We start from the raw sequence: 24408 nt of genomic DNA on the forward strand, positions 1-24408 counted from the left end.
AAGGCGCGGATGTCAGGTGCGGGCGCGGGGATGGGAGGTCGCGTAGACCTCGCGCAGGAGCTGGACGGTCACCAGCGTGTAGACCTGCGTCGTGGTGACGGACGCGTGCCCCAGCAGCTCCTGGACGACGCGGACGTCGGCTCCCCCGTCCAGCAGATGCGTGGCGAACGAGTGCCGCAGCGTGTGCGGCGACACCTCCGACAGGTGCGCGCGGTCGGCGGCGGCGCGCAGCACCATCCACGCGCCCTGCCGCGACAGCCGCCCGCCGCGCGCGTTCAGGAACAGCGCGGGGCCGCCCCGCCCGGCCGCCGCGAGTTCGGGACGGGCCCGGACCAGGTAGGCGTCCACGGCCTCGCGGGCGTAGTCGCCGATCGGCACGACCCGGGCCTTGCCGCCCTTGCCGGCGACGCGGACGAACCCGTCCGCCAGGTCGAGGTCGTCGACGTCGAGGCCGACGGCCTCGGAGATCCGCGCGCCCGACCCGTACAGCAGCTCCAGCAGCGCCCGGTCGCGCAGCCCGCGGGCCGTGCCGGGATCGCCGGGCGCGGACGCGGCGGCGAGGAGCCGTTCGACCTCGTCCAGCGAGATGGCCTTGGGCAGGCGGCGCGGCGGCGTCGGGGGCTTGACGTCGGCGGCGGGGTCGTGGGCGGCGAGGCCCTCGCGCAGCGCGAAGCGGTGCAGCCCGCGGACGGCGACGAGTGCCCGTGCCGCGGAGCCGGCCGACAGCGGCGGATGGTCGTCGTCGCCCTCCCGCAGCGTCAGCAGGTACGCGCGGACGTCGTCCTCGGTGACGTCGCCGATGGCCCCGCGGCCCCGCCCGTCCTGGATCTGCACGTAGCGGCGCAGGTCGCGGCGGTAGGAGCTGAGCGTGTTCGCCGCCAGGCCCCGCTCGACCGCGAGGTGCCCCAGGTAGGTGCCCACGGCGGAGCCGAGCGCGGAACCGGTGTCGGGCGCGGGAGCGGGGGTCCGCGCGGCGCTCCGGGGGGTCGGCGACGGGGACAGTGCGGCACCTCTTCCGGCCGTGGGCTCCGGGGACCCGCCCATCATGCCCCCTCCGGCCACCGGAGGGGGATCTCATCCGGCTCAGCCCTCCGGCGCGTCGGGCTCAGTCCTCCGGCGCGTCGGGCGGGCGCAGGCCCGCGAACCCGGACGCGCGGGCCGCGTGCGCCGCGAGGACGCCCATGCAGGCGATCGCGTTGTGCACCTCGCCCGCCAGCACCTTGCGGACGGCCTCGTCCAGCGGCACCCACACCACCGGCATGTCGGCCTCCTCGTGGACGCGCTCGAAGTCGATCTCGTCGGCGGGCACCTCGGTGAGGCCGCGGGCCAGGAAGATCCGGACGCGCTCGTCGGTCATGCCGGGCGAGGTGAACACGTCGAGGAGGGTGTCCCACCGGTCGGCGCGGTACCCGGCCTCCTCCAGCAGCTCCCGCTCGGCGAGCTTGTGCAGCGGCTCGCCGTGCACGTCCCGCAGCCCGGCGGGCGCCTCCCACAGCAGCCGCGACACCGGATGCCGGTACTGCCGCAGCAGCATCGCCCGGTCATCGTCGTCGAGCGCGAGGACGCCCACGGACCCGACGTGCGCGATCACGTCCCGGGTGACGACCTCGGTGCCGTCGCCGCGCGGCATCTCGACCCTGTCCTGCCGGACGCCGAACACGCGCCCCTGAAAGACGGTGCTCCGCTCCACGACCGTCCAGCGTTCGGGCCGGTCGCGGACGTCGTCCGGCGTCACGGCGCGGTCACCTTCCCGGCGGCGCCGCCCGCCGCGCCGCCGCCCGCGCGGGCCTCGGCGTAGGCGAGCGCGGCGGAGACGAGGCCGGTGAACAGCGGGTGCGGGCGCGTCGGCCGGGACCGGAACTCCGGGTGCGCCTGCGTCCCGACGAAGAACGGGTGCTGCTCGCGCGGCAGCTCGACGTACTCGACGAGCCGGCCGTCGGGCGACAGGCCGGAGAACCGCAGCCCGGCCTTCTCCAGCCGGTCGCGGTAGGAGTTGTTGACCTCGTACCGGTGCCGGTGCCGCTCGGACACCTTCGCCTCCCCGTACAGCTCCCGGACGACGGACCCGTCGGCGAGGTCGGCCGGGTACAGGCCGAGCCGCATCGTGCCGCCCATGTCCCGCTCCCCGGCGACGACGTCGACCTGCTCGGCCATCGTCGCGACGACGGGGTCGGCGGTGGTGGCGTCGAACTCGGCGCTGCCCGCGTCGGCGAGCCCGCCGAGCGTCCGCGCCGCCTCGATGACCATGCACTGCAGGCCGAGGCAGATGCCGAGCAGCGGGAGCCGGTTCTCGCGGGAGTACCGCACCGCGCCGATCTTCCCCTCGATGCCGCGGACGCCGAACCCGCCGGGGATGAGGACGCCGTCGACGCCGTCCAGCTCCCGCTTGGCGCCCTCGGGCGTCTCGCAGTCGTCGCTCTTCACCCAGCGGATGCGGACCTTGGCGTCGTTGCCGAACCCGCCGTGCCGCAGCGCCTCGGTGACCGACAGGTACGCGTCGGGCAGGTCGATGTACTTGCCGACCAGCGCGATCGTGACCTCCCGCGCGGGCTTGTGGACGCGGCGCAGCAGCTCGTCCCAGGCGCCCCAGTCGACGTCGCGGAACGGCAGGTCGAGGCGGCGCACCACGTAGGCGTCCAGGCCCTCGGAGTGCAGCACCTTCGGGATGTCGTAGATGCTCGCGGCGTCGACCGCGGACACCACCGCCTCCCGGTCCACGTCGCACATCAGGCTGATCTTGTGCTTGAGCCCGTCGGTGATCGGCCGGTCGGAGCGGCACACGATCGCGTCGGGCTGGATGCCGATGGAGCGCAGCGCGGCCACCGAGTGCTGCGTCGGCTTGGTCTTCAGCTCCCCGGACGGCCCGATGTAGGGCAGCAGCGACACGTGCAGGAAGAAGCAGTTCTCGCGGCCGATCTCGTGCCGGATCTGCCGCACCGACTCCAGGAACGGCAGGGACTCGATGTCGCCGACCGTCCCGCCGACCTCGGTGATGACGACGTCCACCTGTTCGTCGTCGGCCATCCCCCGGATGCGGTCCTTGATCTCGTTGGTGATGTGCGGGATCACCTGCACGGTGTCGCCGAGGTACTCCCCGCGCCGCTCCCTGGCGATGACGCTGGAGTACACCTGCCCGGTCGTGACGTTCGCCGACCCGTGCAGCTCGGTGTCGAGGAACCGCTCGTAGTGCCCGATGTCGAGGTCGGTCTCGGCGCCGTCGTCGGTGACGAAGACCTCGCCGTGCTGGAACGGGTTCATCGTCCCGGGGTCGACGTTCAGGTACGGGTCGAGCTTCTGCATGGTGACCCGCAGGCCGCGGAGGGTGAGAAGCCGTCCCAGGCTGGACGCCGTCAGCCCCTTGCCGAGGCTGGAGGCGACGCCGCCGGTGACGAACAGATGCTTGGTAGGACGTGATCTACCAGTGGCTGCCGATGGCAAAGAGGTGCTCCCGTGGTCGTTGCGAGGCGGACGAATGCTCACTGTCCACGGGCCACCAGGATAACAGCCACCAACGACCAAACCGCGTTTGCCCAGGAAACACGGCCAATACCACCGCCCGAGCCCCCGGATCGGCCGCCGCTCACGACGATGCGGCGGCCTCCCTAGGGCCCGAAGGAGGAGGGCAGTGCATTCGACCCGGCCGGCATGATCGTGCGGAGCTGGCGGGTCAGCTCGTCGATCAGGGAGCGGGCCTGGTCGGCGGCGTTGCGGGCGGCGTCGCGCTCCTGGGACAGCTCGGCGATCTGGGCGCGCTGCTCGGTGACGGCCTGGGCGAGCTGGTCGACCCACTGGTCGCGCTCGGCGAGCTTCTCGGCGACGGCGTCGCGCTCGGCGGCGAGCTGCCGCATCGCCGCGACGGTCTTGTCGCGTTCCCTGCCCGCCTGGTCGGCCCGGCCGCGGGCCAGGGTCAGCTCGGACTCGGCGCGTGCCTGGGCCTGGACGGCGGCCTCGCGGGCCCGTTCGGCGGCCTCGCGGCCCTTGGCGTTGGCGTCGCGCTCCCGTTCGGCCTTCTTGGCGGCCTCCAGGGACTGCGCGGCGGTGTCGAGGGCCTGCTGGCGCTCGGCCTCGGCGGCCTCGGCGCGCCCGGCCGCCTCCTGGGCGCGGCGCTCGGCGTCCTGGGCGCGGCGGTCGGCGTCCTGCGCGCGGCGCTCGTTCTCCTGGGCGCGGCGCTCGGCGACCTCGGCGCGGCGGCGGGACTCCTCGGCCTCCTTCCCGGCGCCGACGACGGCGTGCTGCAGGTTCTGCGCGGTCATCTCGGCGTCGGTGAGCTTGGCGCGCAGCGCCGACAGCTCGGCGTGCGCGGCCTCCAGGCCCCGGGACAGCTCCGCGGCCTGCTCGGCGACGCGGTCGCGCTCGGACTCGGCGGCGCGGCGGCCGTTGACGGCGTCCTCGACGGCGCGCAGCGCGTCGTCGCGGGCCTCGCTCATCGCGTCGCGCTGCTGGATGGCCTGCCGGACGGTCGCCTCGGCCTCGGCGACCCGGCGCTCGGCCTGCTCGACCTGGGCCTGGATCTGCTCCATCTGCGCGCGCGCCTGGTCGGCCTGGGCGCGGGCCTGGTCGGCCTGGGCGCGCCCCTGCTGGGCCTGGTTCCAGGCGGCGGCCGCGTCCCGCTGCGCGTTCTCCTTCTCGGTCTGCAGCGCGGCGATCTGCGCGACGGCCTCGTTCTGCGCCTCGACGGCGCGGCGCTCGGCCTGCTCGGCCTGGCCACGGGCGCGCTGCACCTCGCCCCACGCGGCGGCGGCGTCGCGCTGCGCGTTCTCCTTCTCCGCGGTGACGGCCGCGATCTGCTGGGCCGACTCGTTCTGCGCCTCGACGGCGCGGCGCTCGGCCTGCTCGGCCTGACCGCGGGCGCGCTGCACCTCGCCCCACGCGGCGGCGGCGTCGCGCTGCGCGGACTCCTTCTCCGCCGTGACGGCCGCGACCTGCTGCGCGATCTCGCTCTGCGCCTCGTTGACCTTGCGCTCGCCGGCGGCGAGGGCGTCGCCGATGAGGTCGGCCATCTGGCGGAGCCGCTCGACGATGTCCCACGGCTGCGCCTCGGGCTGCTCGACGTCGGGACGCCCGGCCTCGCGCGGGCGGCCTGGCTGCGCGCCGGGGCGGCCGGGCTGCGGGGGCTTGGACATCTGGATCGGCTGCTGCGCGGCCGGCACCGGTGTCTCGGGTGCGCGGCCCGGGTCGCGTCCCATGGGCGGCCAGGGGGTCCCCGCGTCGGGGCCGCCGCGGGCGCCGCCCGATCCGTTCAGCTCGCTCACTGCTCTCCCCGCCTCGCGGCTCGGAGCCACATGGACGGCATGGCTCTGCTCATCGTGGTGCCCGCGTTCTTCGCCCGACGGCTCGTCATCTCGCTCACGTGTCTCCTCGCCCGGCGGCATACGGCCGCGCTCGCGGGGTGGGTGTGCACATCTCGTTCGCTCCGCTACCGGCCCTGAGCCTCGTGGCTTCGCTCACTGAAGGCACTCTAGCCCCGACCAGCGGAACGTTTGCCCAGTTTGGGGTTTACTTTCTCGGCCGCCGCGCGACGTTCCCGCACGCAGATGGCCTGGTCGAGGCCCTGACAGCCCTGTCGGGCGGTGCCAAGGGTCACATCCGGCCGACGGGTGCGACAATCGCGCTCCATGGAGCTTCGCACCTTGTATCCGCCGATCGAACCGTACGACTCCGGGCTGCTCGACGTCGGCGACGGCGACCGAATCTACTGGGAGGTCTGCGGCAATCCGGACGGCAAGCCCGCGGTGATGCTGCACGGCGGCCCCGGCGGGGGCTGCGGCCCGGCGCACCGGCGGCAGTTCGACCCGGAGGCGTACCGGATCGTCCTGTTCGACCAGCGCAACTGCGGGCGGAGCCTGCCGCACGCGAAGGACCCGGAGGTGTCGCTGGAGGCCAACACCACCTGGAACCTGGTCGCCGACATGGAGCGGCTCCGCGAGCATCTCGGCATCGAGCGGTGGCTGGTCTTCGGCGGGAGCTGGGGCAGCGCGCTGTCGCTGGCGTACGCGCAGACGCACCCCGAGCGGGTGACCGAGCTCGTGCTGCGCGGCATCTTCACGCTGCGGCCGTTCGAGCTGTACTGGTACTACCAGGAGGGCGCGTCGCTGATCTTCCCCGACCTGTGGGAGAAGTACGTCGCGCCGATCCCGGAGGACGAGCGGGAGGACCTCGTCTCGGCGTTCGGGGAGCGGCTGAACTCCCCCGACCGGGACGTGCGGGTCGCCGCGGCCAAGGCGTGGTCGGTCTGGGAGGGGTCGACGCTCACGCTGCGGCCGAACGCGGAGCTGGCGCGCGGGTACGCCGAGCCCGACTACGCGGTGGCGTTCGCGCGCATCGAGCACCACTACTTCGCCAACGAGGGCTTCTTCGAGGACGGGCAGCTGATCCGGGACGTGGACAGGATCCGCCACATCCCGGCCGTGATCGTCCAGGGCCGGTACGACGTGTGCACGCCGGTCGCGACGGCCTGGGACCTACACCGGGCATGGCCGGAGGCGGACTTCCACATCGTCGACGACGCCGGGCACGCCTACAGCGAGCCGGGCATCCTGCACCGGTTGATCGAGGCCACCGACCGATTCGCTGGCAAACCCTGACCGGAGAGGGCGTGCGCCCCATAGCTCCCAGAGAACCTTAAAGCGGACATGCCGGAAGGCCGGTGGCGGCGGGACCCGAATCGCGGGGCCGGGCGCGTCGCCGCGACCCGGTCGGCCGCCTTATCAGCGGGCCGAAATGCCATGATTCTTACTGTTTCACCACCCAAGTCTTACCGTCAGGGAGGTAAACATGCCCCTTGATGGCCAGTCCTACCGCCCTCACAGTGCCCGCGTACCACGCCTTGGCTCACACGCGTCCCAGCATGCCCGCGACCGCGCGACCACGCGCGATGCGACGTGACGCTCACCGCACCGGACGCGTTGACATGAAATCTGAGTGACTTACCTCACACAACCGATACACAAAACGCCGCGCCCGCTCACGACGGAACATTAAGCTGGCGTTCAGGAAGCGTCCGGGCGGCGGCGGCGCCGAAACCGGCAGTACCTCCTGCGTATCACGGGGAAAGGCGGACAATCGCCGGCGCGGCCCTCCCCGGAATTGCACCGAATTCGGCAAAGCGTTTAACCCTACCCACTGCGGTACCCGGCTAAACATCTCGCCGATAACATTCCCCTGCGATCACGGCGCGCGATTCGCTAAGTTGCCTGGACATGGCAGCGCAACCCCTGGAATCACCGACACGGCGCCCAGGCGCAAGCGAGACGAACGCGGACGTGCAACTCCAGGAGCCGAGCCTCTCCGACGGTCCGGAGCTTTGGCGGCTCGCCCGCGAATCACGGGTCCTGGACGTCAACTCGCCTTACAGCTACACGCTTTGGTGCCGCGATTTCGCGGACACTTCCGTCGTCGCGCGCGACTGCGGCGTCCCCTGCGGATTCATCACCGGATACGTTCGCCCGTCCCGGCCCGACACGTTCTTCGTGTGGCAGGTCGCCGTGGGCCGCGACCACCGCGGCCAGGGACTGGCCCACCGCATGCTGGACCGCCTCGCGGACCGCCTGGCGGCGCGCGGCGCCCGGTACCTCGAGGCCACGGTCACACCGGACAACACCGCTTCCACCGCGATGTTCGAAGCGTTCGCGCGGCGTCGCGGGTGCGATGTCACCCGCACCCCGCTGTTCGGCGCGGAGCACTTCCCCGAGGGGGAACACGAGCCCGAGGTGCTCTTCAGGATCGGCCCGATCGCCGACGCGAACTGACCCCGTTCAACTCCTCCGTCCGCTCCCCCACCGACCTGCCTGGAGGCAGAAAATGGACGTTTTCGCCCGCTTGGAATCGGAAGTCCGCGGCTACTGCCGAGGCTGGCCCACGGTGTTCACCACGGCGCGTGGCAGCCACATGACCGACGAGAACGGAAAGACCTACCTGGATTTCTTCGCCGGCGCGGGAACGCTCAACTACGGGCACAACAACCCGCAGCTGAAACGCAGGCTCCTGGAGTATCTCGCCGAGGACAGCGTCGTCCACAGCCTCGACATGTACACCGCGGCCAAGCGGGAGTTCCTGGAACGATTCAACGAGTACGTGCTCGCGCCCCGGGGGCTCGACTACAAGGTCCAGTTCCCCGGCCCCGCGGGCAACAACTCGGTCGAGGCCGCGCTGAAACTCGCCCGCAAGTACACCGGCCGGGAGACCGTCGTCAGCTTCACCAATGCCTTTCACGGGATGACGCTCGGCGCCCTCGCCGTCACGGGCAATTCGATGAAGCGCACCGGCGCCGGCGTGCCGCTCGGCCACGGCGTGGCGATGCCCTACGACAACTACCTCGACGGCAGGACGCCCGATTTCCTGCTCTTCGAGACGATGCTCGACGACAGCGGCAGCGGCCTGGACAAGCCCGCCGCCGTGATCGTGGAGACCGTGCAGGGCGAGGGCGGCATCAACGTCGCCACCGCCGAGTGGCTGCGCGGCCTGGCGGACCTGTGCCGCCGGCACGACATCCTCCTCATCGTCGACGACGTCCAGATGGGCTGCGGGCGCACCGGGCCGTTCTTCAGCTTCGAGGAGGCGGGGATCGTCCCCGACATCGTCTGCCTGTCCAAGTCCCTCAGCGGCTACGGGCTGCCGATGGCGATCACGCTGATGAAGCGCGAGCTGGACGTGTGGGAACCGGGCGAGCACAACGGCACCTTCCGCGGCTTCAACCCCGCGTTCGTCACCGCCGTCGCCGCGCTGGAGGACTACTGGACCGGCGACGGCCTGGAGAAGGAGACGATCGCCAAGGGCCAGCAGGTCCAGGCGGCGCTGGAGTCGATCGCGCTCCGGCACGCCGGCGCCGTCGACTCCGTCCGCGGCCGCGGCCTGGCGTGGGGCCTGGTGATGAACGACGCGGAGATGGCGCCGAAGGTGTGCGCCGAGGCGTTCGGGCGCGGGCTGCTGATGGAGACCTCGGGCCCGGAGGGCGAGGTGGTCAAGCTGCTGCCGCCGCTCACCACGACCGAGGCCGAGCTGGACCGGGGCCTGGAGATCATCGCGGACTCGCTGGAGGCCGTCCGCCAGAAGGTCGCCGTCTGATCCGGACCGCCGAGGCGGCCGAGGCGGCCCGTCCCGCCCCGCACCGCCCTCCTGTCCGTTTCGTCCACTCCGTCCATGCCGTCCATGCCATCCACGCCGTCTACGCCGCCTGAGGCGCGCCGGGCCCCGCGCGGGCCCGGCCCCGGGCACCGCTGAAAAGAGGAGATTCATGATCGTTCGTTCCCTTGACGAGATCATCGGCACCGAGCGCGACGTGCAGGCGCCGACCTGGTGCAGCCGCCGGTTCGTGCTCGCCAAGGAGGGCGTCGGCTTCTCGATGCACGAGACGATCCTGTACGCGGGCACCGAGACCAAGATGTGGTACGCGAACCACGTCGAGGCCGTCTACTGCATCGAGGGCCAAGGGGAACTGACCAACGACGAGACCGGCGAGAAGCACAAGATCGAGCCGGGCGTCATGTACCTGCTCGACGGCCACGAGCATCACACTCTGCGCGCTCACACGGACGTGCGGACCGTCTGCGTGTTCAACCCGCCCTGCACCGGACGGGAGGTCCATGACGAGAACGGGGTGTATCCGCTGCTGACCGAGGAGGACGCATGAGCATCATCGAGTCCCATCCGACGATCGACGACGCGTACCCCACCCGCAAGTGCGCCGAGGCGGCGCTGCTGTACCGGCAGGACCTGGTCGTTCACGGCGAGGCCGGGGACGGGCCGATCGACGCCGCCACCCTCGACGCCTACGAGGCGAACGGCTTCCTGTCCGTCGACCAGCTGCTCGCGCCCGACGAGGTCGAGGACTACCGCGCCGAGCTGCGCAGGCTGTCGGCCGACCCGGAGGTCCTCGCCGACGAGCGGACGGTCACCGAACGCGGCTCGGACGAGGTCCGCTCCATCTTCGAGGTGCACAAGATCAGCGAGGTCTTCGCCGGGCTCGTCCGCGACCCGCGCGTGGTGGGCCGGGCCAGGCAGATTCTCGGCTCGGAGGTTTACGTCCATCAGAGCCGGGTCAACTACAAGCCAGGATTCACTGGCAAGGACTTCTATTGGCACTCGGATTTCGAGACCTGGCACGCGGAGGACGGCATGCCCCGGATGCGCGCGGTGAGCATATCCATCGCGCTCACCGAGAATTTCGTGCACAATGGCGGGCTCATGATCATGCCTGGCTCGCACAAGACCTTCGTGGCCTGTGTCGGGGAGACCCCGGACGACCACTACAAGGAGTCCCTGCGCGGGCAGGAGATCGGGACGCCCGACTCGGCGAGCCTTTCGATCCTGGCCGACAAACACGGGATCGAGCTGTTCACAGGGCCTGCGGGCTCTGCCACCATGTTCGACTGCAACTGCATGCACGGCTCCAATGGGAACATCACCCCGTTCCCCCGCTCCAACGTGTTCATCGTGTTCAACAGCGTCGAGAACACGTGCGTCGAGCCGTTCTCCGCCCCCGCACCGCGTCCGGAGTTCATCGGCGCCCGGGACTTCACCCCTGTTTCCGCCGGAGGCGGACCGGGGGGCGTGGGGGGTCGTCCCCCCTCGAATGGACCCGTCGGCGGCTGAATGAACACAACAATTCGATAACCCGACACACGTCAGGCCCGCGCCCGCGGGGGGCCGTCCTCCGGTCCCCCGCGGGCGCGGGGTTCACACATCCAGGAGTTCGATGATGACTTCCTCGAGACGCGACTTCCTGCGCACCGCCGTGTTGCTGTCCGCCGCGGTACCGCTGGCCGCGGCGGGCTGCTCCACGACGGATCCGGAAGAGGAGAAGGCGGGCGGGGGCACGCTGCAGAAGGCCAAGGACGCCGGGACGATCACGGTGGGCTTCGCCAACGAGGCGCCCTACGGCTACACCGACAAATCGGGGAAGCTGACCGGCGAGGCCCCCGAGCTCGCCCGGGTCATCTTCAAGCAGCTCGGGATCGACGAGGTCAAGGGCGTCCAGGTCGACTTCGGCGGCCTGATCGGCGGCCTGAACGCCAAGCGGTTCGACGCGATCGCCGCGGGCATGTTCATCACTCCGGAGCGCTGCGCCTCGGCGGCGTTCGCGAACCCCGAGTACGTCGCCAAGAGCGCCTTCATGGTTCCCGAGGGCAACCCGAAGGGCCTCAAGGGCGCCAACGACCCGGCCGCGAAGGGCGTCCGCGTCGGCGTCATGACCGGCGCGGTCGAGGCCGGCTACGCCGAGAAGACCGGCGTCAAGAAGAGCAACATCAAGACCTACGCCGACCAGCCGAGCGCGTTCGAGGGGCTCAAGGCCGGGCGCATCGACTGCATTTGGCTGACCCGCATCTCGCTGGCCGACCTGGCGTCCAAGCACCAGGGCGAGGGTTTCGAGGTGACCGACCCGTTCGTCCCGGTCATCGACGGCAAGGAGCAGTTCGGCGCGGGCGCGTTCGCGTTCCGCAAGGCCGACTCGGACCTGCTGAACGCCTGGAACGGCGAGCTCGACAAGCTCAAGCAGCAGAACAAGCTGCTGCCGATCCTGCGGCCGTTCGGGTTCACCCAGGCGGAGATCCCCACCGCGGGCGACACGGCCGCCAAGTTCTGCCAGGGCTGACCCGTGGCTGACGTCCTCGACAGCTACAACCAGTGGCTGGACGGCGCGTGGCTCACCATCCAGCTCACGATATTCGGCGGCGCGGTGGCGCTGGTGCTCGCCCTGATCTTCGGGCTGGCGGGCACCTCGCGCCACGCCTGGGTGCGCGTGCTGAACCGGGTGTACGTGGAGTTCTTCCGCGGGAACGCGACACTGGTGCTCCTGTACTGGTTCTTCTACGCGCTGCCGCTGGTCGGGCTGCGGTTCACCACCATGTTCGCGGCGGTCCTCGCGCTCGGCCTGAACGTCGGCGCCTACGGCGCCGAGGTGGTCCGCGGCTCGATCAACGCCGTCCCGAAGGCGCAGTACGAGGCGACGGTGGCGCTGAACTTCACGCCGTACCAGCGGATGCGGCGGGTGCTGCTGCCGCAGGGGTTCGCGCTGATGCTGCCGCCGTTCGGGAACCTGATCATCGAGCTGATGAAGGGGACGGCGATCGTGTCCCTGGTCGGCCTGGTCGACCTGACCCGCGTGTCGAAGAACATCCAGGGCAGCACGGGCGAGACCGTCGCGGCGTTCACGGTGGTGCTCGTCCTGTACTTCGTGATCGCGCAGATCCTGCAGCTGTTCGTCCGCTACGCCGAGCGCCGCGTGGACCGCATGCTGGGCCGTAAGCTGCCCAGTGAGCCGTCCCTCGGCACGATCGCGGCCGGCGCTCCCGGAGCGGGGGTGGGCAGCTGATGGACTGGGACTGGCAGTACTCCGGGGACATCCTCCCCGACCTGCTCGACGGGCTGCGCTACACCGTCATCGCGACGCTGGCCGGCTATGTGATCGCCCTGCTCCTCGGGCTCGTGTGGACGCTGCTGCGCCGCACCCCGAGCCGGGCCTTCAACCAGGCGATCCGGTGGATCACCGAGTTCATCCGGTCGACGCCGCTGATCCCGCAGCTGTACTTCGTGTTCTTCGTCCTGCCCGCGTGGGGCATCACGATCGGGTCGCTGACGGCCGGGATCATCACGCTCGGGATCCACTACTCGACCTACACCGCCGAGGTGTACCGGGCCGGGATCGCCGACGTCCCGAAGGGGCAGTGGGAGGCGTGCACCGCGCTGAACCTGCCGCGGTCGCGGGTGTGGCTGGACGTGATCCTGCCGCAGGCGATCCGCCGGGTGATCCCGACGCTCGGCAACTACCTGATCGCGATGTTCAAGGACTCGCCGATGCTGCTGGCGATCAACGTCGCGGAACTGCTGTTCTCCGCCTACCAGGTGGGGTCGAGGAGCCTGCAGTTCCTGGAGCCGATCACGATGGTCGGCCTGTTGTTCGTCGTGGTCAGCGTCATATCCTCGATACTCGTCCGCCGCTTGGAGAGGCGTTATGCCACCAACTGAATCCGACGAAGTCGGCCCGGGGGGAGTGGGGGGTCGCCCCCCCTCGGAGAAAACTGATACGACACCGGATGCTCCGGCCCCGAAGGGCGAGGGCGTTTCCACGGAGAAGGGCGCCCCCACGGAGAAGGGCAAGACCGCCGCGCCGCTGCCGAAGGGCGACGCGCCGGGCATCCGCTTCGAGAAGGTGGTCAAGCGGTTCGGCCACAACGTCGTGCTCCGCGAGCTCGACTTCACCGTGGCGCCGGGCGAGCGGGTGACGCTCATCGGGCCGAGCGGGTCGGGCAAGACGACCATCCTGCGGCTGCTGATGACGCTGGAGAAGCTCGACGAGGGCCTCATCTGGATCGGCGACGAGACGCTGTGGCACATGGAGCGCGGCGGCAAGCGCGTCCCGGCCAACCAGAAGCACCTGCACGAGATGCGCAAGCAGGTCGGCATGGTGTTCCAGCAATTCAACCTGTTCCCGAACATGAACGTCCTGCGCAACCTCACCGAGGGGCCGGTGCGGGTGCTCGGGGTGTCCAAGGACGAAGCGGTCGAACGGGCGCGGGACCTGCTGGACCTGGTCGGGCTCGGCGACAAGATCGACGCGCATCCGTCGCAGCTGTCGGGCGGCCAGCAGCAGCGGGTGGCGATCGCGCGGGCGCTCGCCATGCAGCCGAGGGTGCTGCTGCTGGACGAGGTCACCTCCGCCCTGGACCCGGAGCTCGTCGTCGGCGTCCAGGACCTGCTGCGCGACATCGCCCGGCAGAGCGACCTGACCCTGCTGTGCGTCACCCACGAGATGACCTTCGCCAAGGACATCTCCGACCGGGTCCTCATGTTCGACGGGGGCCAGATCGTCGAGGAGGGCCCGCCGGACCGGATCTTCGGCGAGCCGTCCGAGCAGCGCACCCGGGACTTCCTCCAGGCCGTCCTGGCGTCCTGACCGGCCGAGAAGGTTCCGCCGCCCGCGCCCCCGACGCCCCGGGGACGCGGGCGGCCCGCTGTCAACGCACGCCGGGCCAGGCGGCGGCGACGAGCTCCGCCCATTCGGGGACGGGGGCGCCCGCCCCGTGCTGGCGGGCGAGTTCGCCGGGGAACGACCCGAGCGGGGCCTTGGCCGGGTTCCGGATGATCTGGTCGATGATGATCCCGGTCAGGCGGCGGCCCGCGTCGTCGCGGGGAAAGGCGGCGTGCGCGCGGTCGGCGAGACCTTCGGGCAGCGCCCCGGCGCCCAGCGCGACGATGTCGGCGCCGCTCCCGGCGTGGGTGAGCGCGATCTCGGGGCGCATCCGGTGCGCGATCCCCACGCTGGTGTGCAGCGCGATCGCCTCCCAGACGACGCGGACGCGCTCGCCGTCCAGGCCGTTCCGGCTCAGGAACTCCGCGGCGAGGTCGGCGCCGTCCACCTCGAAGCGGCCGGCGCCGTCGCCGCGCTCGGTGAGGCCCGCGTCGTGCAGGAGGCACGCCAGGAACAGCGTCTCGTCGTCGTAGTCGGCTCCCGCACGCACGCCCTGCGCCTCTCCGATGGCGCGCCCGAACAGGTACGTGCGGACGCTGTGGCGCGCGAGCGGCTCGGGCCCCAGGGAGAACACCAGGTCGTAGGCCATGCGGGTCAGGTCGGTGTCGGGCATCGAGAATTCGGCGAAGTGGTCGGTCATGCCGTTGATCGTCCGGTGCAGGCCGGGGTTCCCGGAAGTGTCCAGACCGCCGATATGCGCTACGTTCTGGCCATGCATGTGGTCGCGGTGCTCGCCATGGACGGTGTGGTGGCGTTCGACCTCGCCGTCCCCGGCCAGGTGTTCGGGGTGACGACCACGTCCGGCGACGTCCCGCTGTACGAGGTGCGGGTGTGCACGGAGCCCGGCGGGGCGCGGACGTCCCCGTTCCTCGGTCACATGCGCGTGGACAGCCCGTACGGGCTCGACGCCCTCGCCGCCGCCGACACGATCGTCGTCCCCGGGCATCAGGACGTGCGCGCCGATCCGCCCGCCGAGGTGCTGGACGCCTTGCGCGGCGCGGCGTCGCGCGGCGCCCGGATCGCGTCGATCTGCGTGGGCGCGTTCGTGCTCGCCGCCGCCGGCCTGCTGGACGGACGGCGGGCGACCACGCACTGGCGGTACGCGGCCTCGCTGGCCCGCCGCCATCCGGACGTCGAAGTCGACCCGGCCGTGCTGTACGTGGACGGCGGCCACGTGCTCACGTCGGCGGGCGTCGCCGCGGGAATCGATCTGTGCCTGCACCTCGTCCGCCGCGACCACGGCTCGGCGACCGCGGCCCGGACCGCGCGCCGGATCGTCATGCCGCCGCAGCGGGACGGCGGCCAGGCCCAGTTCATCCGCCATGAGGACCCGGAGCACGGCGAGACGGCCCTCCAGCCGACGCTGGCCTGGCTGGAGGCCAACCTTCACCGTCCGCTGACGCTGGACGACGTCGCGCGGCAGGCGTCGGTCAGCGTCCGGACGCTGACACGCCGGTTCCGCGAGCAGGCGGGCACGACGCCGCTGCAGTGGCTGTCGCGCGCCCGCGTCCACCGCGCGCAGCAGCTCCTGGAGAGCACGGATCTGCCGGTCGAGCGCGTCGCGGCCGAGGCCGGGTTCGGCTCGCCGGTGACGCTGCGCGCCCATTTCGCCCGCCGCGTCGGCGCGTCGCCGCTGGCGTACCGCAACGCGTTCCGCGCCCGCTGAACGGCGTGCCGAATGCCGTTCGGTACGGTGGGAATGATGAACGCTGCGATCGTGGGGCTCGGCATGACCGAGCTCGGCAAGGTGTACGGGCGGAGCCCTCGGCGGCTCGCCGCCGACGCGGTGCGGCTCGCCGCCGCCGACGCGGGCCTGACCACCGCCGACCTGGACGGGCTGCTCGTCAGCCACGGCATGGGCGGCTCCCCCGGTATCGAGCTGGCCGAAACCCTCGGGCTCCGCGACCTGCGCCTGCTCTCCCAGATCAACTCCTTCGGCGCGACCGCCGGAGCGATGGTGTCGTACGCCGCGACGGCGGTGCTGAGCGGGTCGGCGAGCGCCGTCGCCTGCGTGTTCGCCGACGCGCCGCTCAAGCCGAAGCAGCCGTCCGGCTCGGCCTACGACCGCGACGCCCGCGAGTGGTACGGCTTCGGCGGGATGACGGCCGCGCTGGGCCTGCGCAGCGTGAACTCGTACTACGCCCTGGCGGCCCAGCGGCACATGGCCCGCTACGGCACCACCAGCGAGCAGCTCGGCGCGATCGCCGTCTCGACCCGCGGCTGGGCGACCCGCAACCCGCTCGCCCAGATGCGCGACCCGATCACCCTCGACGACCACCAGAACTCCCGCTGGGTGTCGGAGCCCCTGCACCTCCTCGACTGCTGCCTCGTCTCCAACGGCGCGATCGCCGTCATCGTGACGAGCTCCGGCAGGGCCCGCGATCTGGCGCGCCCGCCCGTCCACCTGTGGGGCTGGGGGCAGGGGCATCCCGGGCACCGCAAGGAGCGCGGCAGCGACTTCGGCCTGACGACGGGCGCCGCGGCGTCCGGTGCGGCGGCGATGAAGATGGCCGGGATCACGGTCTCGGACGTCGACGTCTGCGAGCTGTACGACTGCTACACCTACACCGTCCTCGTGTCGCTGGAGGACTACGGGTTCTGCGCCAAGGGCGAGGGCGGCGCGTTCGCCGCGTCCGGCGCGCTCGGGCCCGGCGGGTCGCTGCCGACCAACACCGGCGGCGGGCAGCTGTCCGCCTACTACATGTGGGGCATGACGCCGCTGTCGGAGGCCGTGATCCAGGCGCGCGGGGACGGCGGCGAGCGGCAGGCGCCGTCCACGGACGTGATCCTCGTCAGCGGCAACGGCGGCATCCTCGACCACCACTCGACGCTGATCGTCAGCCCGCACGCGAAGGGGGCGGTCTAGCCATGCGGATCGGCGTCCTCCGGCGCGACGGCCGGACCGACCCGTTCTTCGACGGCACCGCCGCCGGCCGGCTGGTCGTCAGGCGCTGCGCGCCCTGCGACCGCTGGCTCGCACCGGACGCGGCGGCCTGCCCCGGCTGCGGCGACGAGGACCCGGGCTGGGCCGAGGCGAGCGGCGAGGCGACCCTCGTGACCTGGACGATCGTCCACCGCCCCGACGAGCCGCCCGCCTTCCTCGCGCTGGTCGAACTGGCCGAGGGCCCGTGGCTGCACGCCCGCCTGGACGGCGTCGACCGCGACGGCCTGCGCGAGGGCCTCCCCCTCCGCGCGGCCTTCGTCCACCCGGACGAGGGCGAGTCGTACGTCCTCTTCCGCCCCCAGAGCACTTCCGACCTCTAGACCGAATACGGTTCGGTCATCTAGCGTCTGGGCATGAACACCGAGGTCTGCGCGCGGTTCGGCATCGAGTTCCCGCTGTTCGCCTTCAGCCACTGCCGGGACGTCGTCGCGGCCGTCACCAACGCGGGCGGCTTCGGCGTCCTCGGCGCCGTCGCCTACTCCCCCGACCGGCTCGAAGAGGAGCTGCGGTGGATCGACGAGCACGTGCACGGCCGCCCGTACGGCGTGGACGTCCTCGTCCCCGGCAAGATCGACAAGGCGGCGGAGGGCGGCGGGGGCCTGGACGCCCTGCTCGCCGCCATCCCCGACGAGCACTGGACGTTCCTCATCGGCCTGTTCGCCAAGTACGACGTCCCGCTGCCCGACTTCGAGCGGGCCAGGCGGTCCAACGCGCGCGGCGGCACGCAGGTCACGCACCAGGGCGCGACCGAGCTGATCGACGTGTCCCTCGCCCACCCGGTCGGCCTCATCGCCAGCGCCCTCGGCACCCCGCCGCCGCTCATGGTGGAGAAGGCGAGGGCGGCCGGGATCCCGGTGGCGGCGCTGGTCGGGACGTCCGAGCACGCCCGCCGCCAGGTCGCCGCCGGAGCCGACCTGATCGTCGCGCAGGGCGGCGAGGCGGGCGGGCACACCGGCGAGGTCTCCACGATGGTCCTGGTCCCGGAGGTGGTCGACACCGTCGCGCCGGTCCCCGTCCTCGCCGCGGGCGGCATCGCCACGGGGCGCCAGATGGCCGCCGCGCTGGCCCTCGGCGCGTCCGGCGTGTGGTGCGGGTCCGTCTGGCTCACCACCGAGGAGGCGGAGACGTCCCCGGCGGTCAAGGAGAAGATGCTCGCCGCCACGTCCCGCGACACGGTCCGCTCGCGCTCCCGCACCGGGAAGCCCGCCCGCCAGCTCCGCTCCGCCTGGACCGACGAGTGGGAGGCACCGTCCAGCCCCGGCCCGCTCGGCATGCCGCTCCAGATGATCGTCGCCGAGGGCGCCATGCGGCAGATCACCAAGATCGCCGAGTCGGGCAACCCGGGCGCGCGGGCCCTCGCCAACTACTTCGTCGGCCAGTGCGTCGGCCTGATGAACACCGTCAAGCCCGCCCGCCAGGTCGTCTACGACATGGTCGACGACTTCGCCACCGCCGTCGACCGCCTCAACGCCATCACCAGGGCGGACTGACCTGTCGCCCGTTCAGGCGAGGGTCAGGTGGGCGGCGACCGGGAGGTGGTCGCTGCCCGTGGCGGGCAGGGTGCGGATGTGGCGGACGGTCGCCGACCGGGCCATGACCTGGTCGATCCGGGCCACCGGGAACGATGCGGGGTAGCTGAAGGCCAGGCCGCGCTTCGCCCCGTCCAGGCGTGCGGTGAGCGGGGACAGGCCGCGGTCGTCGACCGTGCCGTTGAGGTCGCCCAGCAGGATCACGGTCTTGAGTTCCTCGGCGGTGAGGGCCGTGCCCAGCCGGTGGGCGCTCTCGTCCCGCCAGGTGGACGCGAGCCCGCTCGGCCGGACGCGGACCGAGGGCAGGTGCGCGACGTACACGGCGACCTGGCCGTGCGGTGTGCGGGCCACGGCCCGCAGCGCGCGGTCCCAGGACTCCGTGATGCCCGGGGGTTTGACGTCCAGCGGCCGGACGCCGGTCAGCGGGTGCCTCGACCACAGGCCGAAGGTGCCGTGGACCGCCCGGTACGGGAACCCGGCGGCGAGGGTCTTCTCGTAGACGGACAGGGCCGGGGGCTCCAGTTCCTCCATCGCGATGAGGTCGGGCTTGGCGTCGGCCAGGGCACGGGCGGTCCCGGCGGGGTCGCGGTTCTCGTCGCTGACGTTGTGCTGGACGACGACCAGGCTTTTCGCGCCGGGATCGTGCACCGGGAGCAGCAGCCCGCCGAACTGGTACGCCCAGGCCGCCACGGGGAGGAGCAGGGCCGCCAGCGCCAGGGCCGAACGGCGCAGCAGTGCCGCGACGAGCAGGACGGCGACCAAGAGGCCCAGCCAGGGCAGGAACGTCTCCAGCAGGCTGCCCAGGCGGCCCACGGTGTTGGGGACGGCCCGATGGAACGCCAGCAGCCCGGCCGTCAACGCCGAGAGCGCGGCGAGGACCCGGCCCCGCGTCCAGGCCGACCGGTCGTCGTCCGCCTCCGCGCCGTCCGGTCGGGACTGTTCCACCACGGATCCTGATCCACTCGACGAACGGCCTGGTCGCGGCATCTTCTCACGGGACGGATTCCAAGGTCGTTCCGCGGCGCGTGCCCTCGCGGAGCCGGTCCACCGCCGGGCATGTGGTTTAATAAATGTACGTTCATTTACTAATGAGGGGGTCGAGGATGGCGGGTCGGCCGCGAGGGGTCGATGACGCGGTGATCCTGCGGGCGGTGGTCGAGGTGATCGGGCGGGTCGGTCCGGCGAGGCTGACGCTCGCGGCGGTGGCCGACGAGGTGGGCCTGGTGCCGGGGACGCTCGTCCAGCGGTTCGGGTCCAAGCGGGGGCTGCTGCTCGCGCTGGCCGCCCGGTCCGTCCCGGACGCGCAGGTCCTTCAGGAGCGGGCGCGCGAGGAGTGCGATTCGGCCTTGGCCGCGGTGTTCGCGCTGGCACGGGAGTGGGTGTCGGACGTCGCCACGCCGCAGAAGTACGCCAACCACCTCGCCCTTCTCTGCATGGACCTCACCGACCCCGAGTTCTACGAGCACGCCCTCGCCATGCACCGGGCGCAGCGGCGGGCGATCGAGATGCTCCTCGAAGCGGCCGTGTCCGGCGGCGAGCTGCGGGACGGGGCGGACGCGGCGCTGCTCGCCGGGTCGGTCCACGCGGCCGTCGCCGGGGCCGGGCTGACCTGGGCGCTCGACCGGCAGGGCACGCTCGCGGAGCGGGTCGAACACGAGATCGGCACAGTTCTGGCACCACACGTTCGGAGGAAGTCATGACCGTGGAGAAGCGTCCGCTGAGCGGCGCCGTGGCCCTGGTCGCGGGCGGGACACGCGGAGGCGGGCGGGGCATCGCCGTCCAGCTCGGGGCCGCGGGCGCGACCGTGTACGTGACGGGCCGCAGCAGCGGGGCCGCGAGTTCGGACATCGGGCGCCCGGAGACCATCGAGGACACCGCCGAGAAGGTCACCGCGGCGGGCGGGACGGGCATCCCCGTCCGCACCGACCACAGCCGCCCGGACGAGGTCCGGGCGCTGGTCGACCGGATCGCGCGGGAGCAGGACGGGCGGCTCGACGTGCTCGTCAACTCCGTGTGGGGCGGCGACCCGCTGACCGACTGGGAGCATCCGCTGTGGGAGCAGGACCTCGGCACCGGGCTGCGGCTGCTGCGGCAGGCCGTGGAGACCCACGTGATCACCAGCCGGTTCGCGCTGCCGCTGATGGTCGCCCGCCGCCGGGGCCTCGTGGTGGAGGTCACCGACGGCAACACCGCCCGCTACCGCGGCTCGTTCTTCTACGATCTCGCGAAGTCGGCGGTGATCCGGCTGGCGTTCGCGCAGGCCGCCGAGCTGAAGCCGCACGGTGTCGCGGCCGTGGCCATCACGCCCGGCTTCCTGCGCTCGGAGGCCGTCCTGGACCATTTCGGCGTCACCGAGGACAACTGGCGGGACGCCATCGCCAAGGACCCGCACTTCGCCTACTCCGAGACCCCCGCCTACGTCGGACGGGCCGTCGCCGCCCTCGCCGCCGACCCCGGCGTCATGGCCAAGACCGGGCGGGCCCTCGCCACCTGGGGCCTCTACAAGGAGTACGGGTTCACCGACGTGGACGGGACGCAGCCCGACTTCGCCGCCCACTGGGCCGAAGCCCTCGTGGACGAGTACGGCCCGCTCGGCGACCCGCTATGACGGCCGGTCGATGACCAGCCGGTCGCCGCGGGGCTCGACGCGCGTGCCGAAGGCGGCGCAGGCGCGGGTGAAGCGGTCGGTGATCCAGCGGTGGTCGCCGTCCGCGGCCAGGCGGGTGCGGCAGTAGTCGAGGCGCAGCGGCACCGCCTCGATCCGGGTCGGGCCCGAGCCGTCCAGCGTGATCAGGAACAGCAGCCCGAGGTCGTTGCGGCGCCGCTCGTCGACGGCGTAGTCGTCGATGAAGTCGCCCATGTCGAAGATGACGGGCCAGGCCACGCCGTGGAAGACGTGCGCCGAGGACCCCGCGACGAGGGTCGCGCCGGCGTCCAGGAGCCTTCGGGCCGCGCGCCGGATGTAGTGCAGCGGCTCGGTCGTCATGTTCGGGCCCCAGTGCGGCAGGACGAGCACGGCGTCGTTGTCCGCGCGGAGGCGGCCGATCTGCTCCAGCAGGTCGCCCGGCACGCCCTTTTCGAGGTCGGCAAGGGCGACGCCGGGACGGCCCGGCCCCGCGGCGAAGTCGGACGGGTGGTCGGTGACGCCTACCACCGCGACCCGGAGGCCGTCCGCCTCCAGGACGACGCTCCGCCGCGCCTCTTCGGCGTCGGTGCCTGCGCCCACGCAGCCGATCCCTGCCCGTTCCAGGATGTCGAGGGAGTCCTGGAGCGCGTCCGGCCCGTAGTCGAGGGCGTGGTTGTTCGCGAGGGTCACGCAGTCGACGCCGAGGTCGGTGAGGGCTTCGGCGGCGTCCGGGGGCGCCCGGAAATGGAAGGGCTTGCCCGGCGCCGCCCATTTCTCGCCGCGCGCGGAGACGCAGCATTCCAGGTTCAGGAGTGCGAGGTCCGCCTCCGCGAACGCCTCGCGGACGCCGCCGGAGAACAGGACGTGCGGACCGGACAGGGCGATCTCGTCCGCCACGCCGCGTCCGAGCATGGTGTCTCCGGCGAGCGCCATGGTGACGGTCATCGCGGCCCCCAATCGACGGGAGTTCCGCCGTCCAGCCTACGAAGCGCGGGTGAACCAGGTGACCTGGGCGCCGTTGCCGAACGACTCCTGCCGGGTGGGCGTGAAGAGGGTCGGACGGAACTCGCCGGAGAAGACGGGGACACCCGTCCCGGCGACGACCGGATAGCTCTTGAGGATCAGCTCGTCGATCTCGGGGAGCAGCGCGGCGGCGAGCCTGCCTCCCCCGCAGAGCCAGATGTCCTTGTCGCCGTCCTCGGCCTTGAGGTCGCGGACGAGCCCGGCCGGTTCCCTGACCAGTTCCACGGACGGGTCGGCGATCTCGTCCAGCGTGGTGGACACGGCGTACTGCCGGACGTGCGCGTACGGGCTGGTCACGTTGATGTCCAGTGCGGGCTGATAGGTGCCGAGGCCCATCACCAGCGTGTCGAACCGCTGGTTCGGCGCGCCCTCCAGGCCGACCTGCGCGCGGATGTGCGTGGGAAGGGTCTCCGGATAGCGCTCGTTGATCCAGGCCATCATGTCGTCGCCGAGCGGGTAGAAGTCGAACTCGCCGCCGGGCCCGGCGATGTAGCCGTCGAGGCTGGCACCGACGTAGTACACGAGCTTTCGCATATTGACACTCCGTTCGTAGTACTCTATATGAAGTGGTTTGAAAGTAGTACTACGGATGGAGTGGTGTCAACCATGCGGAGGAACGTCGAACGGAGGGCGGCGCTCGTCGACGCCGCGATCGAGGTGCTGGCCAGGGAGGGCGCCCGCGGGCTGACGTTCCGGGCGGTGGACGCCGAAGCGGGCGTGCCCGTAGGGACCGCGTCCAACTACTTCGCCAACCGCGACGACCTGTTCACGCAGGCGGGCCGGCGCATCTACGAGCGCCTGCAGCCGGACGCGTCCGTCCTCGCCGGACGGCTCGAAGGCCCGCGCGACCTGGCCAAGGTCACCGAACTGCTGCGCGAGACCGTCGGCCGGATCGCCGACTTCCGCACCGGCTACCTGGCGCTGCTGGAACTGCGGCTGGAGGCGACACGGCGTCCCGAGCTGCGGGCCGTCCTGACCGAGCGGGTCCGCGCGGACGTCGAGGCCAACATCGCCTACCACCTGGACTCCGGGCTGCCCGGCGACGCCACCACGGTCCGGCTGCTCTACCTGGCCCTCAACTGGCTGATCGTGGAGCACCTCACCCTGCCGGGCGTGTTCACCGACGAGGACGTCCAGGACCTGGTGGCCCTCGCCGTGGAACGCGCCGTCCCGCGCTAGGCGGACCCTCCCGGTTCAGGCCAGCGGGCGGCCGGGGCCCTTCTTGATCTGCTCGATGAACAGGCCGGCCAGGGCGCGCTGGCCCGCGATGGTCGGGTGGTAGCTGCGCGGCTCCGCAGAGAACGCCGACAGGTTCAGCAGCAGCCCGTTCATGTACGCGTGCCTGCTGCCCACCTCGTGACCGGCGAACGCGCTGTAGGCGTCGACGAACTCGACGCTGCCCTGCCCGTTCCGCGCCGCGATCCGCGCGTCGGCCTCCTGCGCGGACTGGCGGATCAGCCGGCTCAGGTCGTAGGCGCGCGCGTTCAGCCACCGCTGGTCGGCGACGGTGATGTTGTCCCCGTCCACACCGCTGACCTCGGAGAACGCCTTCGGATACCCCATGAGCACCACCCGCGCCCTGGGCGCCCGCGCGGTGATCTTGTCGAGCAGGTCGGGCAGGCTCCGCCGGAGCTCGGCCATCCGCCCGGCGACGTCCTCGCCCTGCCGGGTGCATCCCTTGCTCCACGGCATCTTCACCACGCATCCGGACAGGACGGTGGAGAACCCGACGTCGTTGCCGCCGATGCTCAGGGTGACGAGGCTGGTGTCGGCGCTGATGCGCCCGAGCTGCGACGGCTCTCCGTTCCGCCCGTTCAGGAAGTCGTTGATGGTCGCGCCGGAGCAGGCCCAGAACGAGGTGCCCTTCGCGAACCGGAACGACCGCGCCACCTCGTGGTAGTACGCCTTCGACGTCCGGTGGCACCGGGCGAGCGGGTTCCTGTCGGCCACGGTCGCCTCCGCGCCGAGCCCCGCCGAGTACGAGTCGCCGAGGGCCACGTAGGAGCCGCGCGTCGCCGCCTCGATCGGCGTCGGCGCCCTCCGCTGCGCGACCGGATCGGCGCGCACCTCCCCCGGCGCCGGCTCGCGGCAGCCGGCGCCGAACACCTCGCAGCGCACGGCGGGCAGCGCCACCAGCGGGACGACGGCCAGCGCCAGCAGTCCCACGAGCACGGCGAGCCCGGGACCCCGTTCGCCGAGACGGTCCCGCAGCCACGACACCGGGCTGATCATCGTCCTCCTTCGCTGTACATGGGCGAGACGTCCGTGCCGCCGTCCCGGTTCCCGCCTTTACGTTGTAGATTTCTAAGGTTCCCGGCCG

Annotated in this window: 26 protein-coding genes; 17 read left to right on the top strand and 9 right to left on the bottom strand. The window is 71.9% G+C overall.

From position 1 onward, the window contains the following. Positions 1-12: 12 nt before the first annotated feature. The 4 genes from xerD to E1264_RS00860 all read right to left on the bottom strand — a co-directional run bounded on the left by xerD (position 13) and on the right by E1264_RS00860 (position 5252). Entirely contained in the window at positions 13-1047 is a 1035-nt protein-coding gene (xerD, locus tag E1264_RS00845; RefSeq protein WP_243710680.1) for a site-specific tyrosine recombinase XerD, read from the bottom strand. Positions 1048-1105: 58 nt separating this feature from the next. Beyond that, positions 1106-1735 carry an NUDIX hydrolase gene (locus E1264_RS00850; protein WP_243710681.1) on the bottom strand — a complete coding sequence of 210 codons (630 nt, stop codon included), beginning with the start codon at positions 1733-1735 and terminating at the stop codon, positions 1106-1108. Further along, the gene (locus E1264_RS00855; RefSeq protein ID WP_132168486.1) at positions 1732-3438 is read right to left on the bottom strand and encodes a CTP synthase; all 1707 of its coding nucleotides are present in this window, start codon (positions 3436-3438) and stop codon (positions 1732-1734) included. Before E1264_RS00855 ends, E1264_RS00850 begins: the two co-directional genes overlap by 4 nt. A gap of 164 nt (positions 3439-3602) precedes the next feature. After that, complete coding sequence (locus E1264_RS00860; protein WP_132168488.1) at positions 3603-5252, bottom strand: hypothetical protein; 1650 nt, start codon at positions 5250-5252, stop codon at positions 3603-3605. A gap of 30 nt (positions 5253-5282) precedes the next feature. Between E1264_RS00860 and E1264_RS42905 the strand changes: the two genes are divergently transcribed. From E1264_RS42905 to ehuA, 10 genes are all read left to right on the top strand, one after another. Then, complete coding sequence (locus tag E1264_RS42905) at positions 5283-5429, top strand: hypothetical protein (protein ID WP_165963898.1); 147 nt, start codon at positions 5283-5285, stop codon at positions 5427-5429. Positions 5430-5615: 186 nt separating this feature from the next. Then, positions 5616-6584: a prolyl aminopeptidase gene (pip, locus tag E1264_RS00865; RefSeq protein ID WP_132168490.1), complete on the top strand. Its 969-nt coding sequence runs from the start codon at positions 5616-5618 to the stop codon at positions 6582-6584. Between the two features lie 615 nt (positions 6585-7199). Continuing rightward, positions 7200-7748 (top strand): diaminobutyrate acetyltransferase, encoded by a 549-nt coding sequence (ectA, locus tag E1264_RS00870; protein WP_132168492.1) that lies wholly within the window; start codon positions 7200-7202, stop codon positions 7746-7748. 52 nt (positions 7749-7800) lie between these two features. Further along, on the top strand, positions 7801-9063 hold the full coding sequence (gene ectB / locus E1264_RS00875; RefSeq protein WP_132168494.1) for a diaminobutyrate--2-oxoglutarate transaminase: 1263 nt from the start codon (positions 7801-7803) through the stop codon (positions 9061-9063). Positions 9064-9232: 169 nt separating this feature from the next. Further along, the gene (locus tag E1264_RS00880; protein ID WP_132168496.1) at positions 9233-9628 is read left to right on the top strand and encodes an ectoine synthase; all 396 of its coding nucleotides are present in this window, start codon (positions 9233-9235) and stop codon (positions 9626-9628) included. Then, a complete protein-coding gene (gene thpD, locus E1264_RS00885; protein WP_132168498.1) occupies positions 9625-10590 on the top strand; it encodes an ectoine hydroxylase in 966 nt (321 codons plus the stop codon). The genes E1264_RS00880 and thpD overlap by 4 nt, the downstream gene beginning before the upstream one ends. A gap of 106 nt (positions 10591-10696) precedes the next feature. Then, on the top strand, positions 10697-11590 hold the full coding sequence (gene ehuB / locus E1264_RS00890) for an ectoine/hydroxyectoine ABC transporter substrate-binding protein EhuB (RefSeq protein WP_132168500.1): 894 nt from the start codon (positions 10697-10699) through the stop codon (positions 11588-11590). Positions 11591-11593: 3 nt separating this feature from the next. Continuing rightward, positions 11594-12310, top strand: coding sequence for an ectoine/hydroxyectoine ABC transporter permease subunit EhuC (gene ehuC, locus E1264_RS00895; RefSeq protein ID WP_132168502.1), 717 nt, complete (start codon positions 11594-11596; stop codon positions 12308-12310). Then, entirely contained in the window at positions 12310-12963 is a 654-nt protein-coding gene (gene ehuD / locus E1264_RS00900; protein WP_207935640.1) for an ectoine/hydroxyectoine ABC transporter permease subunit EhuD, read from the top strand. Before ehuC ends, ehuD begins: the two co-directional genes overlap by 1 nt. Before the next feature lie 145 nt (positions 12964-13108). Then, a complete protein-coding gene (gene ehuA, locus E1264_RS00905; protein WP_132168578.1) occupies positions 13109-13891 on the top strand; it encodes an ectoine/hydroxyectoine ABC transporter ATP-binding protein EhuA in 783 nt (260 codons plus the stop codon). Positions 13892-13952: 61 nt separating this feature from the next. Here the strand turns inward: ehuA and E1264_RS00910 are convergent, their stop codons facing one another. Next, complete coding sequence (locus E1264_RS00910) at positions 13953-14606, bottom strand: HD domain-containing protein (protein WP_165963899.1); 654 nt, start codon at positions 14604-14606, stop codon at positions 13953-13955. Positions 14607-14660: 54 nt separating this feature from the next. Here E1264_RS00910 and E1264_RS00915 point away from each other — a divergent pair, with 54 nt between their 5' ends. Genes E1264_RS00915 through E1264_RS00930 form a run of 4 tightly spaced genes read left to right on the top strand, consistent with a single transcriptional unit; the run spans position 14661 to position 18400 of the window. Continuing rightward, on the top strand, positions 14661-15632 hold the full coding sequence (locus E1264_RS00915; RefSeq protein WP_243710682.1) for a helix-turn-helix domain-containing protein: 972 nt from the start codon (positions 14661-14663) through the stop codon (positions 15630-15632). A gap of 36 nt (positions 15633-15668) precedes the next feature. Further along, on the top strand, positions 15669-16832 hold the full coding sequence (locus tag E1264_RS00920; protein ID WP_132168510.1) for a thiolase family protein: 1164 nt from the start codon (positions 15669-15671) through the stop codon (positions 16830-16832). Between the two features lie 2 nt (positions 16833-16834). Further along, positions 16835-17230: an OB-fold domain-containing protein gene (locus E1264_RS00925; RefSeq protein WP_132168512.1), complete on the top strand. Its 396-nt coding sequence runs from the start codon at positions 16835-16837 to the stop codon at positions 17228-17230. Between the two features lie 33 nt (positions 17231-17263). Then, complete coding sequence (locus E1264_RS00930; RefSeq protein WP_132168514.1) at positions 17264-18400, top strand: nitronate monooxygenase; 1137 nt, start codon at positions 17264-17266, stop codon at positions 18398-18400. A gap of 12 nt (positions 18401-18412) precedes the next feature. Here E1264_RS00930 and E1264_RS00935 read toward each other — a convergent pair whose 3' ends face one another. Then, the gene (locus E1264_RS00935; protein WP_243710683.1) at positions 18413-19384 is read right to left on the bottom strand and encodes an endonuclease/exonuclease/phosphatase family protein; all 972 of its coding nucleotides are present in this window, start codon (positions 19382-19384) and stop codon (positions 18413-18415) included. Positions 19385-19542: 158 nt separating this feature from the next. Here E1264_RS00935 and E1264_RS00940 point away from each other — a divergent pair, with 158 nt between their 5' ends. Then, a complete protein-coding gene (locus tag E1264_RS00940) occupies positions 19543-20139 on the top strand; it encodes a TetR/AcrR family transcriptional regulator (protein WP_132168518.1) in 597 nt (198 codons plus the stop codon). Next, entirely contained in the window at positions 20136-21047 is a 912-nt protein-coding gene (locus E1264_RS00945; protein WP_132168520.1) for an SDR family oxidoreductase, read from the top strand. Before E1264_RS00940 ends, E1264_RS00945 begins: the two co-directional genes overlap by 4 nt. Here E1264_RS00945 and E1264_RS00950 read toward each other — a convergent pair. Next, positions 21042-22010: a CapA family protein gene (locus E1264_RS00950; RefSeq protein WP_132168522.1), complete on the bottom strand. Its 969-nt coding sequence runs from the start codon at positions 22008-22010 to the stop codon at positions 21042-21044. The genes E1264_RS00945 and E1264_RS00950 overlap by 6 nt on opposite strands. Positions 22011-22046: 36 nt before the next feature. After that, positions 22047-22622: a dihydrofolate reductase family protein gene (locus E1264_RS00955; RefSeq protein WP_132168524.1), complete on the bottom strand. Its 576-nt coding sequence runs from the start codon at positions 22620-22622 to the stop codon at positions 22047-22049. A 72-nt stretch (positions 22623-22694) separates the two neighbouring features. On the opposite strand from E1264_RS00955, the gene E1264_RS00960 reads away from it, so the two are divergent. After that, positions 22695-23267, top strand: coding sequence for a TetR/AcrR family transcriptional regulator (locus E1264_RS00960; RefSeq protein ID WP_132168526.1), 573 nt, complete (start codon positions 22695-22697; stop codon positions 23265-23267). A gap of 15 nt (positions 23268-23282) precedes the next feature. Here E1264_RS00960 and E1264_RS00965 read toward each other — a convergent pair whose 3' ends face one another. After that, positions 23283-24320 (bottom strand): SGNH/GDSL hydrolase family protein, encoded by a 1038-nt coding sequence (locus tag E1264_RS00965; protein ID WP_132168528.1) that lies wholly within the window; start codon positions 24318-24320, stop codon positions 23283-23285. Between the last annotated feature and the right edge of the window lie 88 nt (positions 24321-24408).

The organism is Actinomadura sp. KC216, assembly GCF_004348535.1.
Lineage (GTDB): Bacteria > Actinomycetota > Actinomycetes > Streptosporangiales > Streptosporangiaceae > Spirillospora.